The following is a 13443-nucleotide window of genomic DNA, read 5'->3' as shown; positions in this document are numbered from 1 at the left end:
TTCAAACCGTTGCCCGTTTCGACGAATAGTTTGTATGGGAACAGGAAGGAATGCGGGAGGTCTCCGCCGAATCATTCAATACTTGGAGAAAAATTCAAGCTATTCCTTTTCCATCAATCTTGCCGCTTCGCGAATAGGAGGTTCCTTCGAATTATGGACCAATCACAACATGAACAGGTGAGCGATAGTTTCGTCGTACGGGCGCTGGAAGAGAATCTGGCGATCATTCGTTTCGACAGGAGCCGCCGAGTCGTGTACGCCAACGACAATTTTGCGGCCGTCCTCGGTTATCGCAAAGAAAACATGATCGGCATGGACCATCGTCGTTTTTGCCTGCCGGAATTCGCAAACAGCCCCGAGTACGACCGCTTTTGGAAAGACCTGCTCAGCGGCAGCACGTTCGAGGACAAGGTGGAACGGGTCGCGGCGGACGGAAGAAGGCTGTGGCTTCAGGTCACGTACATGCCCGTGTTCGGCAGCAACCGGCAGGTGCTCGGCGTATGCAAAGTCGCGTCGAACATTACCGAACGGATCGACACCATTACCGCGGTAACGGGCGAGCTGGAACGGATGTCCGACGCGCTGCACGCCAAAGCGAACGCGGGCATACAGCGAAGCCGTTCGCTGCTCGAAAGCATCGAGCAGATCGCTGAAGTGTCGGGCGAGAACATAACGACGCTGGAAAGCCTGCAGGAGCAGGCGGAATCGATCCGGGGCATCGTGCACACGATCCAGCAAATCGCTTCGCAGACAGGCTTGCTCGCCTTGAACGCGGCGATCGAGGCGGCCCATGCCGGCGAACACGGAAAAGGTTTCAATATCGTCGCGAAAGAAGTGGGCAAGTTGTCCGGGAGGGTCGGCGAATCGATCGTGGAAGTGCGTCATACGATCGAGGGCATCGCGCGCGAAGTCGGCAACATCAGCCGCGGCACGAATCGTGCGCAAGGGACCGTGAACAAAAGCCAAAAAGAAATCCGGCTCGCGATCGAAGAACTTACGGAAATTTCGGCCGCTTCCGGCGAATTGGACGCGCAGGCCAAAAGATTTTCGGAATTGATCTAAACATGAAAAACATGCGTATACCTTTGAGATGGACAAGACGAACCTTCGGTACGTCGGCAAACATTGCGAAGGTATTTTTTTTATGTCGTCAAACAAAATTGCTCTAAGCAATCCGGCAAATTGTGCCGATATAGTTTTCAATAATTATTTCGGGAAATCTAGTTGTGCGAAACTTTTATTAATCCATTCAAAACGGAGGCTCGATGATATCATGACACAGTTGAACACGCAGCAAGCCGATGAACAGGTAAGCGACAGTCTGGTCGTAAAGGCGCTTGAACAAAATTTGGCTATCGTGCGGTTCGATCTGAATCGCCGGGTCGTCTACGTGAACGATAATTTTGCCAAAGTGCTCGGTTATTCCAAACAACAGATGCTGGGGATGGATCACCGGCAATTCTGCCTGCCCGAGTTCGCGAACAGCGCGGCCTACGAGAAATTCTGGCGCGATCTGTTCGGCGGCCGCAGTTACGAAGACAAAATCCAGCGCATTACGGCATCCGGCCGTTCGATCTGGCTTCAAGCGACCTACATGCCGGTTTTGGGCGAGAACGGCAAAGTGCTCGGCGTCTCGAAAGTCGCTTCGAACATCACTGAGCGGATCGAAACGATTTCGACCGTCATGAGCGAGCTTCAACAGATGTCCGACGGCCTGAATATCCGCGCCGAAGGCGGGATCGAACGCAGCCACGCGCTGCTGCAAAGCGTCGAACATATCGCGCGGGTGTCGCAGGACAACATGAACACGCTGGCCAGCCTCCAGCGGCAGGCCGATTCCATCCGCGGCATCGTGCAGACGATTCAGGATATCGCGTCGCAAACGAGCCTGCTCGCGCTGAACGCGGCAATCGAAGCGGCGCATGCCGGCGAGCACGGCAGAGGTTTCGATATCGTCGCGAAGGAAGTACGCAAGCTGGCGAACCGGGCCGGCGAATCGATCGTCGAAGTGCGCCGCAATATCGAAGGCATCACGAAAGAAGTCGATAACATCGCAAACGGAACGAACCTTGCGCAAAACACCGTTGCGGAAAGCCAGGAACAAATCCGTTTGGCGTTGGACGAGTTCGCCGAAATTTCGGCCGCTTCCGGCGAATTGGACGCGCAGGCCAAAGAGTTCTCCAAACTGCTGTGATCGGGGGAGAATTTTGTCGAAAAATATAAAAAAATGTTAAAGGATGACGATATATAAGGTATAAACCATTGCGCAAAATTAATTTGTGGGACGGGAGAGGGAAACATGAATATAAAACCATCAACGGGGGCCGGCAATGATCTTGTCATGTCAGCCTTGGAAAAAAGCCTGGCCACGATCCGCTTCGACCTGAATCGCCGTGTTGTTCACGTCAACTCGAATTTTGCCGAAGCCATGGGTTATGCGCAGCGGGACATGATCGGCATGGACCATCGGCAGTTTTGTTTTCCGGAGTTCGCGAACGGACCGGGCTACGAGAAGTTCTGGCGCGATCTTTTGGCCGGAAGAAGTTATCAGGACAAGATCGAACGCATGGACGCGAGAGGCGAGCGGATTTGGCTGGAAGCGACGTATATGCCGGTGCTCGACGATCAGGGCCGGGTAATCGAGGTCTTCAAAGTGGCGACCGACATCACCCGCCGCCAAAAAAATATCGAAGAAGTCGTCTCCGAACTTCAGCAGATGTCCGAAGGGCTGAACGTTCGCGCAGAGTCCGGCATCGTTCGCAGCACGGAGCTGCTCCGAAGCATCGAAGGCATTTCGGAAGTGTCGGAAAAAAACATCTCTACGCTATCCAGCCTGCAAAGCCAGGCGGAATCGATTCGCGGTATCGTGCAGACGATTCAAGAAATCGCTTCGCAAACAAGCCTCCTTGCTTTGAACGCGGCGATCGAAGCCGCGCATGCCGGCGAGCATGGAAAAGGCTTTGATATCGTGGCGAAGGAAGTCCGCAAACTAGCCGGGAAAGTCAGCGAGTCGATCGTGGAAGTGCGCCACAACATCGAAGGCATCACGAAAGAAGTCACGAACATCACTCAAGGCACAAACCAGGCGCAGGAAAGTATCACGCGCAGCCATTCGCAAATCCGTACGGCCATGGAAGAATTCGAAGACATTTCAGCAGCATCGGAACAGCTGGATGCACGCGCGCGTGACTTTAATAACATCATCTGAATGGACTTCCATACGGAGAGAAAGCCGAGTATCGGATCGCGGGGCACGCATCAATCCGAAAATACGGCTTTTTTGTCATGCGGCCCGATCGCCTATAATGGGAAGAAAAGAAACTTCTCAAGGAGGGCAACGGAATGAAATTGTCGATTTTGGACTATTCGGAGATTCGCTCGGAGGCTTCATCGGCGATCGCTTTGCGCGAGACGATCCGGCTTGCCCGGGCAGCGGAACAATGGGGATATCACCGATACTGGGTATCCGAGCATCACGGGAATCGGGTGTTGGCAGGCTCGGCTCCGGAAGTTCTGGTCTCCTCATTGGCGGCATTAACGGAGGGGAAAATGCGTATCGGCTCCGGCGGCATCATGCTTCCGATGCACAGTCCGTTTAAAGTGGCGGAGAATTTTTCGGTATTGACGGCCCTTTATCCGGGGCGAATCGATCTGGGAATCGGCCGTTCCACCGGAGGGAGAGCGGAGACGTCGGCTGCATTGCTGGACGGTCGAAGCGGCTCGTTCAGCCGTTATCCCGAGCAGGTGAGCCGATTGTCCGGACATATTCGCGGGGCGCTCGCTCCCGCGGTGACGCCTGCTTCGGCTTCGCCGCCCGACTTGTGGCTATTGGGCTCCAGCGAAAGCGGTGCGGACATCGCGGCCGCGAATGGACTAGGCTTGGCATTCGGGCATTTTATTCGTGGCCGTGCGGGGCGAGAAGCGGTACAAAGGTATCGGCAACGATTTGTTCCTTTTTCAGAACGCGATCGTCCGAAGGTTTTGGTCTCGCTGTTTGCCGTTTGCGGTCGAGACGAACGGGAAGCAGAGCGGCTGGCGCGCGTTTTTGATCATTATTTGCTTGATATCGGAGAGGGCGGGCATCTAAATACCGTTCCTTCTCTGGCAAGCATCGAGTCTATCGAGTATACGGAAGCCCAGCAAGAGCAGATCCGAAAAGGGCGGGAGCGTATGGTCGTGGGCGATCCGGCCAGTGTTCGAAGACAATTGATTGCGTTGGCGGATCTGTATGAGGCGGATGAAGTCATGCTGGCTACGGTATCCCCGGATTTCGGGTTGAAGCTGCGGATGTACGAAATGCTGGCCGAAGCTTTTCAGTTACGGCATACGTGAAAAATAAAATCCCCGACTCGTGAAGAGCCGGGGATAAAGACGAGGAAAGATTAGTGCGCGTAACGCGAAATCGTGTTTTCCAAAATTTCCGCGACGTAGTGCGGACCGCGGCTCAGATCGCTGCGCGAAAGGCTCAGGCGTACGAGGCTTTCGTCGGTGCCCATCGCTTCGGAAAAGAATCCGCCAAGACCGCGAGCGCGTCGGTCGACCTCGAGCATCAGTTCGAGATCGCCGTTTTGCTGACGGAACAGAACTTCCAGTTCGTCGAGCCTTCCGCGGAATTTCGTGGTCGGCACGTATTCGAATTCCTGGACGAAGGAAAGCGGTCCGCCCAGGCGAGGGGTATAGTCGTTCGTCACTTCGCGCAGGCGGAAGCCCAACAGCTCGATGGCATCCAGCGCGATTTGGATTTCGTCGCTCGGCGTGACGTTGAGCGCGTCGCGGTCGGTCGCATCAGCGGCGCTCGGGATGTCCAAGCCGGTCTCCACCCATACGCCCGAGCTGCGAAGCGTGATCGGCGTGTATTCCGGCAAAGTAAACCGGAACGGGACTTCTTTGCGCTCTCCGGCACGAAGGGTGAAGCGATCCGTTAACAGGAATTTGGTGATCGTCGCGGTTTCGCGCACTTTACGGTCATCATGTTCGCGGACATATTCCGATTTGATGAACAGGTAGATGCGGTCCACCTGCTGATCCACTTGACCGCCTTCTATGTACACGATGCCGGAAATGTCTCCGCCTACCGGCACCTGGGCCGTATCGAGCACTGTATCTACTTTGGCGTTACCGATTCCGACGCTAGCCAGCATTTTTTTGAAAAAAGACATGAATGTTCACCCTCCGTTTGATTGATGCCAGATATACGCGACATCCCGGAGGGCGGTTTCATTCGGGAGCGGAAATTTTTTTCGCGGACGAAATCAGTTTTTCAAAATGCCTCTGGCCGCCCGTTGCCCGGAGATCACCGCGCCTTCCATCGTCGCGAGGAACGGCTGCTTCGTGTAGTCTCCGGCAAGGAACAAACCCGGGATCGGCGTGATCTGTTTAGGACGCTTTTTTTCGCTTCCCGGCGATAAGCGGTAGAAGTTCTCGTCTCCCCTTATGATCCGGTGGTCGGTCGCTTTGTCGATTCCGTCCAATCCGATCGCCGTCAAGCTTTCCACGGTACGCTGCCAGACTTCTTCTTCCGGCAGATCGATCAGCGCGTCCGGGTCGACCAGGATGATCGACGTTCGTCCCGCTTTGTCCCGGAACGTGGTACGCGACTGCTCGCCGAACGAACCGAGCTGGGTACCCGGGCCGAAAGTCGTCCGGTCCTGCGGCAGCAGCGGCTCGGTCAGCTCGAACTGCGCCGTGACGTGGGGCATCGCTTCCAGCTCGAAAAAAGGAGCGAACCAGGACACGGCGCCGAAATGCTCGGCTACCAGCTTTTGCGCGCGCCGGACATTCGCCGCCACGACCACGTTCGCCGCCTTCAGCCGTTCTCCGTTTTCCAGCTCGACGCCGACCACCGATCCGTTTTCCGCGATCAGGCTTTTGACCGGCGCGGAAGTGCGTACCGTGCCGCCCAGACGCTCGACCGCATCCGCCAGCGGCCTGCACATGACGTCCGTCATTCCGCCGCTGAAAGCGCCGATCCGCATTTTATGCAGTCTCGGAATGCCGGGCGCGAACAAGCCGAAAAAGGCATACGACGAATACTGCTCGGGCGGCAGGAAAAAGATGCCCGAAGACAAAGGTTCCAAAATACGTTCCAACGCCTGCTTCGTCACGCCGTGCCGCTCGGCGTATTCGTTCAAAGGAATCTCGTCCAGTTCTTCGGGATCGGACAGGTAGTCTTTGAAGCCGGCCGTGAAAAACGGGATCAGCGACGCTTTGTCGGCAGGAGTCAGATAGCTGTTGTTGCCGAGCGCGCCGAGCAGCGTTTTGATAGGCGCGCGAACGACGTCCAGACCGAATTCGCCGAACTCTTCGGCATCCGGGTGGCGGGCTTCCATCGACTTTTCCCAAAACAGCATTTCGTTCAGGTCGATGCCCGCGCGCTCCAGCAGCTCGGGCAGCAGCGTGTAGTAGCCGATGAATTTGTGGAAGCCGGATTCGACCTCCATGCCGTTCTCGTTCCAGTTGGCCGTTCGGCCGCCTACGTAAGGTGCCGCTTCGAGCACAAGCACGGGCTTGCCTTTTTCGGCCAGCTCGAAAGCACAGGCAAGCCCGGCCAAGCCGGCCCCGATGACAAGGGTCAAGTTTTCGGAAGAAGAAGTCTGCGACAAAGGAATTCCCCGCTTTCGCTTAGAATATTGTATTTTGAGAGTATTGTGCTTTCCATTACCCGCCGGAGAAAAAGATTCGTCATCTTGCTATCTCCGCCATGGCTTCGCGCAGCCTCGGATAACGGAACTCGAACCCTTCGCGAAGCAATCGTTCGGGCGCAACCCAGCGGCTTTTGAGAATCAATTCCGTCTCCGTGCGAATGACGACGGCTCCCGTTTTCAGCATCCATGAGGGTGCGGGCAGACCGAAGCGGCGTCCGTAGGCTTCGCGCATCGTGCGCATCTGTTCGGCATTCGTCACCTGTTCGGGAGCCGAAGCGTTGAATACGCCGGACAGGTCGGTTCTTTTTTCCAAAAATTCGACCATGCGGCACAGATCGTCGATATGGACCCAACTGAAGCGCTGGCTGCCCGGACCCTGTTTACCCCCGAGCCCGAAGCGGATCAGATTGAAATATGGCGTCATGACGCCGCCTCCGCGGCCGAGCGCGATCGCGATGCGCAGCACCGCTTTACGAGTGAAAGGGGTATGCGCGGCGAAAAAGGTTTCTTCCCAGGCTTTGGCGACTTCTACGGAAAATCCGCTGCCGAGTTCGCCTTGTTCCTCGGTCATCGGTCGGTCGCGCGCGTCCCGATAGATCGTAGCCGTACCCGAATTGATCCATAATTTCGGAGGATGCGGGCAATCGGCTATGGCGTCGCCCAATGTCTTCGTGGTGGTCGTACGCGATTCCATGATTTCGCGTCGGTTCTGCTCGTTGTAGCGGCAATTGACCGAGCGACCGGCCAGATTGACGAGCAGATCGGCTCCGTTCAGAGCTTCGGTAATCGCTGCCTTATCGTTCCAGGAGATATGGCCGGGGCGGCGAGAAATCATCAGGGTTTCGTATCCGTTTTGCCGGTATCGTTCGCGTAGCGCTTCGCCGATAAATCCGGTGGCTCCGGCGAGCACGATTTTACGCGATGGTAATGAAAGGTGGTTTGGATCGCCCATTATTATCCTCCTCTGAAATAATTTTCGCTTCCTTGTCCGGGCAATTTTTACGCCGACAAGTTTTTCTGCGAATTCTGCAAATTTGTACTCGTGTTCCCTTCAAATTGCTCACTGAATTGACGATAAAGCGAAAAGGATAAGAATCTAATATTCATAAATAATAATGAACCTATATAACCTATTACACGGATCAAGAACAGGCTGGAGGAGAATCGGAATGAACAGATACCCCGGGCACGGAGAAGACAGCACGACGACCGAGACCGAATGGAGCATTCTGGTAATCGGAGGCGGTCAAGACGAAGCGATGCTGCTGTCCCGCCTACTGGCCGATTTTCGCTTCGAAGGTCGCGGCATTCGCGTATTGCATGCTGCGGGAACTTACGAAGCCCGCCTTGTTCTGGAAGAAGAACAGGACATTGCGGTCGTGATGATGGAGTTGGATGCTTCGGGAAAACGCCAGTTACTGGATCTGATCGATTATATTCGTCAAGCACTCATGAATGCGGCGGTGCGGATCGTTGTAGTGGCCGACAAGAAGTGGGCGGACGACGAAGAAGAGATTATGTTCAACTACGATGTCAATAATTTTCGGGTCAAAGGCGAATTGGATACGGCAAGCAAGTTGAAGTCCGCTTTGGTCGGCTCGCTGCGGGCTTACCGGGATTTCAAAAAAACGGAAGACGAGAAAAAAAGCCTCGAATATGTGGCACTGTCCTCTTCGCTCGTGCTGAATGCCGGCTCGCTGGAAATGTTGGCGCAGGACGTATTGCGTCATTTGGCCTCGATCTTGAATACCCAAAGTTGCTACGGCGGATTGATCCTGCAAAGAAGTCATCGACGTTGGCGCAGATTGGCCGCAATCGGTAAATATGCAGAGCTCGATGTCAGCGCGCTTCCTTGGGAACTCGAGAGCGTTCTGCCGCAGCTGCGGGAATTCGGCGGGAACTTGCCGACCCATGAGAGTTTCGACTTCCATTCGCCGAGCGTCGCGGGCACGGAACGGTTGATCTTCGTCGATCCCTGCCGGACGCCGAGCGATTGGGAATATTACTTGGCGGAATCCTATTGCGCGAATACGGATGCGGTGTTCGAGAATTTGGAGCTGCGTCACGAGATCGAGAGCACGCAGAAGGAAATCATCTACACCCTCGGCGAAATCGCGGAGACGCGTTCGCAGGAGACGGGTTTCCACGTTAAGCGGGTCGCGGAATACACGAAGCTGCTGGCGCTCAAGTACGGGCTTCCCGAAGAAGAAGCGAATCTGCTGGCGCTGGCCAGTCCCATGCATGATATCGGGAAGGTGGGCATCAGCGATTCAATCTTGAACAAGCCGGGCAAGCTCACGCTCGAAGAATACGAAACGATGAAGAGCCATGCGATATCCGGGTACGAGATGCTGAAACATTCGAGCCGTCCGATCCTCAAGACGGCGGCGATCATCGCCCTTCAGCATCATGAAAAATACGGCGGCGGCGGATATCCGCAAGGATTAAGCGGCGAAGAGATCCATCTGTACGGCCGCATCACTGCGATCGCCGACGTCTTCGACGCGTTAGCCAGCGACCGGGTATACAAAAAAGCTTGGCCGCTGAGCGAAATCATCGATCTGTTCCATCAAGAAAAAGGCAAGCATTTTGATCCGAGCCTGACCGATCTGTTTCTTGAGCATTTGGAAGAATTCCTGGAGATTCGGGCCCAGTACGCGGATGAAAAAGTGTTCTGACGAGCAGAAGGCCGACTCGGCGAACGAATTTTGTTCGAAAAGGAAACGGCGCAGACTGTTCGCTTGGGTTCGACGGATCGAACCCGAGCGAATCTGCCGCGCCTCTTGTGTTCATCCCTAAAATTTGGGACAATGAAGAACGAATACTCGGCTGTGCGGCTTTGTCCCGCAGAGCCGAATTTTACGTACCGGAAAAGACGAACGTAACGTCGATGCTCCGGGTTGAAAAGAGGGTAACGCAACATGACTAGCAAACCATCCATTTATGGATTAACTTTGGAAGCAATGTCCGGCTGGCTGACGGAGAACGGGGAGAAGAAATCCCGTGCCGCGCATATCTGGAAAGCTCTGTATACGCAGCGCGTCAGCGATTTTTCGCAAATGACCGAAGTGAACGCAGCTTGCCTGGAACTTCTGCAAGAGCGTTTTTCGCTCAACACGATGAAAGAATTCGTCAAACAGGAAGCGTCCGACGGCACGGTCAAATTTCTGCTGCAATTGCATGACGGAAGCCTGATCGAAACCGTATTGATGCGTAAAAAGTACGGTCTGTCCGTCTGCGTAACCACGCAGGTCGGCTGCAATATCGGATGCAGCTTCTGCGCGAGCGGACTGATCAAGAAGAGTCGCGACCTGACCGCAGGCGAGATCGTCGAGCAGATCATGACGGTGCAGCATTATCTGGACGCGGCAGGCAAGGGCGAGAAAGTGACCAATATCGTCGTCATGGGCATCGGCGAGCCGTTCGACAATTTCGAGCATCTGATCAACTTCCTCGACGTGGTCAAAGACCGCAAAGGCCTCGCGATCGCGGCAAAACGGATCACCGTATCGACCAGCGGCATTCCGGCCAAGATTCGCGAGTTCGCGGATCTCGGCACGCAAACGCATCTGGCGATTTCGCTGCATGCGCCCAACAATGAATTGCGTACGCAGATCATGATGATCAACCGTGCTTTCCCGCTGGAGAAGTTGATGGACGCCGTCCGTTACTATCTCCAAACGACGGGACGCCGGATCATGTTCGAGTATATCCTGCTGAGCGAGGTCAACGACGGTCTGGACACGGCAGCGCAGCTCGCGGACCTGCTGGACGAGTTCAAGGAGCTGGCCAGCATCAACCTGATTCCGTACAATCCGGTCGACGAGCACAGCCAGTATCAGCGCAGCACGCCCGAGGCGATTAACGGCTTCTACGACGTACTGAAAAAGCGCGGCATCAACGCAACCGTTCGCATGGAGCACGGAACGGATATCGACGCAGCCTGCGGACAGTTGAGAAGCAAGCAGATGAAGAAAGATAAAACGGCGGTCTAACGGCTTGACCGACTTTACATTTTCCGATCCGGTTTTTGCCCTGGGGCGAAACCGGATCTTTTTTATTGCGCAAGAACGTTTGATCTATCCGATTCTGTGCATTGCACATTTCATTCATGGAAACAAAGAAGAATATTGCATCAAGCAAAATGAAAGCGGTATAATTTTAAAATGAACGAATTCTGCACACGAAAACGGAAGGAGCGGCAACCATGATTCGCAAAGCTTCGGTAATGAAGGTGTACAAGCAGCATCACGAAGAATACCGCAAACGGCATGATGAGCTATGGCCCGAGATGAAAGATATGCTCAAAGAGCACGGGGTATTGGAGTATTCCATTTTCTTGGACGCGGAGACGGACAGTTTGTTCGCTTATCTCACGATCAAGGACGAGGAATTATGGGCGCGCTCTGCCGATACGGATATTTGCCGGAAATGGTGGGCTTATATGAAAGACATCATGGAGACCAATCCGGATGACAGTCCGATATCGAGAGAACTGCCGGAAGTGTTCCGTTTGGCTGATTAACGTTAACAACTTCCCCGTTGCGATTATTCGCCATGTTTTTATTCTCTTTTTCCCGAATACCTTTTCGTTAACGCATTCATTTTTTTGCATGAAAAATTCATTGCGATAACGCGGTAAATCAATTACGATCTTGGAATGACATTCGTGCAGCGAAGGTCTGATCAACAGAGAGAAATCGGGGGAAACACATGGCGAATACACAAATTTGGATCTCGCTCGGCATTTATCTAGCGGGAATGCTGGTGATCGGTTGGTTTGCTTATCGGCGAACATCCGGATTATCGGATTACGTGCTTGGAGGCCGCAGCCTCGGGCCGGCCGTAACGGCCTTGAGCGCCGGAGCGGCAGATATGAGCGGCTGGCTGCTGATGGGACTGCCCGGCGCAATGTACGCGCAGGGGCTAAGCGCAGGCTGGATCGCGGTCGGCCTGACCATCGGCGCTTACGCGAACTGGCTTTACGTGGCGCCCCGTTTGCGCACCTATACCGAGGAAGCCGGCGATTCCATGACGATCCCCTCCTATTTGGAAAACCGCTTCGGCGACGGTACGCGGATCGTTCGTTTGGTGTCCGCATTGGTCATTATCATCTTCTTCACCTTTTATATTTCGTCGGGCATGGTCTCCGGCGGCGTCCTTTTCCAATCGAGCTTCGGGCTGGACTATCGCACCGGGCTTTGGATCGTATCGATCGTGACGATCGCCTATACCTTGTTCGGCGGTTTCCTCGCGGTCAGCTGGACGGACTTTGTGCAAGGAATGATCATGTTTCTGGCGTTGGTGATGGTGCCTATCGTAACTTTGATTCATAGCGGAGGAATCGGCGGCTCGCTGAGCGAGATCCGCGCAATCGATCCGACGCTGCTCGACCCGCTCAAAGGAGCAAGCTTCCTTGGCATTGTCTCGCTGCTTGCGTGGGGCCTGGGTTATTTCGGTCAGCCGCATATCATCGTTCGCTTCATGGCGATTTCTTCCGTCAAAGAAATCAAGAAAGCCCGCCGGATCGGGATGGGCTGGATGATCTTCTCCGTGGGCGGCGCCATGCTGACGGGCCTGATTGGCGCCGCGTACTTCTCGCGCGAAGGCTTGAACCTGGCTGATCCGGAGACGGTCTTCATCGAACTATCCCGTATTCTGTTCCATCCGTTCATCACCGGATTCCTGCTCGCCGCACTGCTTGCAGCCGTCATGAGCACCATTTCTTCGCAGCTGCTCGTCACGTCCAGCTCGCTGACGGAAGACCTGTACCGCATTCTGCTTCGCCGCGGCGCATCCGATCGCGAGCTGAACATCGTGAGCCGACTTGCCGTACTGATCGTCTCGATTCTGGCGCTGGCCTTGTCGTATACCAAAAACGACACGATCCTGACCCTAGTCGCTTATGCTTGGGCCGGCTTCGGCGCTTCTTTCGGCCCGGTTATCCTGCTGAGCCTGTACTGGAAAAAAATGAACCGCTGGGGCGCGCTCGCCGGCATGGCTGCCGGCGCAATCACCGTCATCGTCTGGGCCAACGTTCCGGTACTCAAAGACACCCTATACGAAATCGTCCCCGGCTTCGCCGCCAACCTGATCGCGATCTTCGTCGTCAGCCTGCTGACAAAAGGCGATCAAGCCAAACGAAGCGAATCTTAACCCGCATAATCTCATAACAAGCACGAAAAAATCTTTTAAGATCGGTACCTTATTGCATAAATAAGATGCCGATTTTTGTTTTTCTTTCTCCTTTCCCTTAAAAGACGAGCGACCTAGCGGAGGGAGGAATTCAGTGAAAGACGCTTTTTAACGAATTGTTCCCGCAGCGCCTCCCTCCCCCGTTCGTCTTTTCCCTCTTATTTATTGTATTGCTCCCGCGAAAATCGTATGCTGAATGGGAATATCGGGCAGAACAAGCGGTTCGCAACCTTTCCGCAACGATTCGCCGCGAAGCACGTATACAGAAAACGTAAGCCTAAACATCAGCGTCACGTAGCAGAAAAACTCGAAACTCATTCAAGAAAGAGGGATCACCGAATGGACAAAGATATCGCAGTCGTACTGTTCGAGAAAATGGTCGGGGGCGAACTTCGTCAGATCGAAGAGCGTCCGTGGAGCATGAATATGGTAGCCGCGCTCGAACATGCCAATTACCTCGTCGTTCAGGGTAAAGAATATGAAGCGGTCGAAGGCCGCCTGAACGTCGATACGGGCAAGCTGGAGCTGCTGCTCGTCCCGATGCACGGGTAAAGTCAAAGCTTCATTCAGACAAGGTTCTAGCAGTTTTGAAGGAGGGACAAAA

At 54.5% G+C, this 13443-nt stretch carries 12 protein-coding genes; 9 read left to right on the top strand and 3 right to left on the bottom strand.

All coding sequences use genetic code 11. The features are described from left to right. Positions 1–153 precede the first annotated feature (153 nt). The 4 genes from HRQ63_RS18530 to HRQ63_RS18515 all read left to right on the top strand — a co-directional run bounded on the left by HRQ63_RS18530 (position 154) and on the right by HRQ63_RS18515 (position 4332). Positions 154–1062, top strand: a complete 909-nt coding sequence (locus HRQ63_RS18530; RefSeq protein ID WP_172246533.1) for a methyl-accepting chemotaxis protein — start codon at positions 154–156, stop codon at positions 1060–1062. 211 nt (positions 1063–1273) lie between these two features. Further along, positions 1274–2194, top strand: coding sequence for a methyl-accepting chemotaxis protein (locus HRQ63_RS18525; RefSeq protein ID WP_172246531.1), 921 nt, complete (start codon positions 1274–1276; stop codon positions 2192–2194). 105 nt (positions 2195–2299) lie between these two features. Further along, positions 2300–3208 carry a methyl-accepting chemotaxis protein gene (locus tag HRQ63_RS18520; RefSeq protein WP_172246529.1) on the top strand — a complete coding sequence of 303 codons (909 nt, stop codon included), beginning with the start codon at positions 2300–2302 and terminating at the stop codon, positions 3206–3208. A gap of 134 nt (positions 3209–3342) precedes the next feature. Next, positions 3343–4332: an LLM class flavin-dependent oxidoreductase gene (locus tag HRQ63_RS18515; RefSeq protein WP_172246527.1), complete on the top strand. Its 990-nt coding sequence runs from the start codon at positions 3343–3345 to the stop codon at positions 4330–4332. A gap of 50 nt (positions 4333–4382) precedes the next feature. Here HRQ63_RS18515 and HRQ63_RS18510 read toward each other — a convergent pair whose 3' ends face one another. From HRQ63_RS18510 to HRQ63_RS18500, 3 genes are all read right to left on the bottom strand, one after another. Beyond that, positions 4383–5159 carry a sporulation protein gene (locus HRQ63_RS18510; protein ID WP_172246525.1) on the bottom strand — a complete coding sequence of 259 codons (777 nt, stop codon included), beginning with the start codon at positions 5157–5159 and terminating at the stop codon, positions 4383–4385. 93 nt (positions 5160–5252) lie between these two features. Beyond that, positions 5253–6602, bottom strand: a complete 1350-nt coding sequence (locus HRQ63_RS18505) for a hydroxysqualene dehydroxylase (protein WP_172246523.1) — start codon at positions 6600–6602, stop codon at positions 5253–5255. A gap of 79 nt (positions 6603–6681) precedes the next feature. Then, positions 6682–7596: a TIGR01777 family oxidoreductase gene (locus tag HRQ63_RS18500; RefSeq protein WP_172246521.1), complete on the bottom strand. Its 915-nt coding sequence runs from the start codon at positions 7594–7596 to the stop codon at positions 6682–6684. Between the two features lie 217 nt (positions 7597–7813). Between HRQ63_RS18500 and HRQ63_RS26040 the strand changes: the two genes are divergently transcribed. The 5 genes from HRQ63_RS26040 (at position 7814) to HRQ63_RS18475 (ending at position 13391) form a co-directional block, all read left to right on the top strand. Then, the gene (locus HRQ63_RS26040) at positions 7814–9322 is read left to right on the top strand and encodes an HD domain-containing phosphohydrolase (protein WP_172246519.1); all 1509 of its coding nucleotides are present in this window, start codon (positions 7814–7816) and stop codon (positions 9320–9322) included. A gap of 243 nt (positions 9323–9565) precedes the next feature. Then, positions 9566–10639 carry a dual-specificity RNA methyltransferase RlmN gene (gene rlmN / locus HRQ63_RS18490; RefSeq protein WP_172246517.1) on the top strand — a complete coding sequence of 358 codons (1074 nt, stop codon included), beginning with the start codon at positions 9566–9568 and terminating at the stop codon, positions 10637–10639. Between the two features lie 212 nt (positions 10640–10851). Then, entirely contained in the window at positions 10852–11169 is a 318-nt protein-coding gene (gene rhaM / locus HRQ63_RS18485) for an L-rhamnose mutarotase (protein WP_172246515.1), read from the top strand. 188 nt (positions 11170–11357) lie between these two features. Further along, positions 11358–12800, top strand: coding sequence for a sodium/proline symporter PutP (putP, locus tag HRQ63_RS18480; RefSeq protein WP_172246513.1), 1443 nt, complete (start codon positions 11358–11360; stop codon positions 12798–12800). Positions 12801–13178: 378 nt separating this feature from the next. Beyond that, positions 13179–13391: a hypothetical protein gene (locus HRQ63_RS18475; protein WP_037286645.1), complete on the top strand. Its 213-nt coding sequence runs from the start codon at positions 13179–13181 to the stop codon at positions 13389–13391. Positions 13392–13443 lie beyond the last annotated feature (52 nt).

The sequence above is a fragment of the Saccharibacillus endophyticus genome (assembly GCF_013185185.1).
GTDB lineage: Bacteria > Bacillota > Bacilli > Paenibacillales > Paenibacillaceae > Saccharibacillus > Saccharibacillus endophyticus.
The sequence above is the reverse complement of the archived record's forward strand: the minus strand, read 5'-3'. Positions and strand labels throughout refer to the sequence as shown.

Coding starts and splice junctions, on each gene's coding strand:
- HRQ63_RS18530 (WP_172246533.1), top strand. CDS start 154: ATGGACCAATCACAACATGAACAGGTGAGCGATAGTTTCGTCGTACGG.
- HRQ63_RS18525 (WP_172246531.1), top strand. CDS start 1,274: ATGACACAGTTGAACACGCAGCAAGCCGATGAACAGGTAAGCGACAGT.
- HRQ63_RS18520 (WP_172246529.1), top strand. CDS start 2,300: ATGAATATAAAACCATCAACGGGGGCCGGCAATGATCTTGTCATGTCA.
- HRQ63_RS18515 (WP_172246527.1), top strand. CDS start 3,343: ATGAAATTGTCGATTTTGGACTATTCGGAGATTCGCTCGGAGGCTTCA.
- HRQ63_RS18510 (WP_172246525.1), bottom strand. CDS start 5,159: ATGTCTTTTTTCAAAAAAATGCTGGCTAGCGTCGGAATCGGTAACGCC.
- HRQ63_RS18500 (WP_172246521.1), bottom strand. CDS start 7,596: ATGGGCGATCCAAACCACCTTTCATTACCATCGCGTAAAATCGTGCTC.
- HRQ63_RS26040 (WP_172246519.1), top strand. CDS start 7,814: ATGAACAGATACCCCGGGCACGGAGAAGACAGCACGACGACCGAGACC.
- rlmN (WP_172246517.1), top strand. CDS start 9,566: ATGACTAGCAAACCATCCATTTATGGATTAACTTTGGAAGCAATGTCC.
- rhaM (WP_172246515.1), top strand. CDS start 10,852: ATGATTCGCAAAGCTTCGGTAATGAAGGTGTACAAGCAGCATCACGAA.
- putP (WP_172246513.1), top strand. CDS start 11,358: ATGGCGAATACACAAATTTGGATCTCGCTCGGCATTTATCTAGCGGGA.
- HRQ63_RS18475 (WP_037286645.1), top strand. CDS start 13,179: ATGGACAAAGATATCGCAGTCGTACTGTTCGAGAAAATGGTCGGGGGC.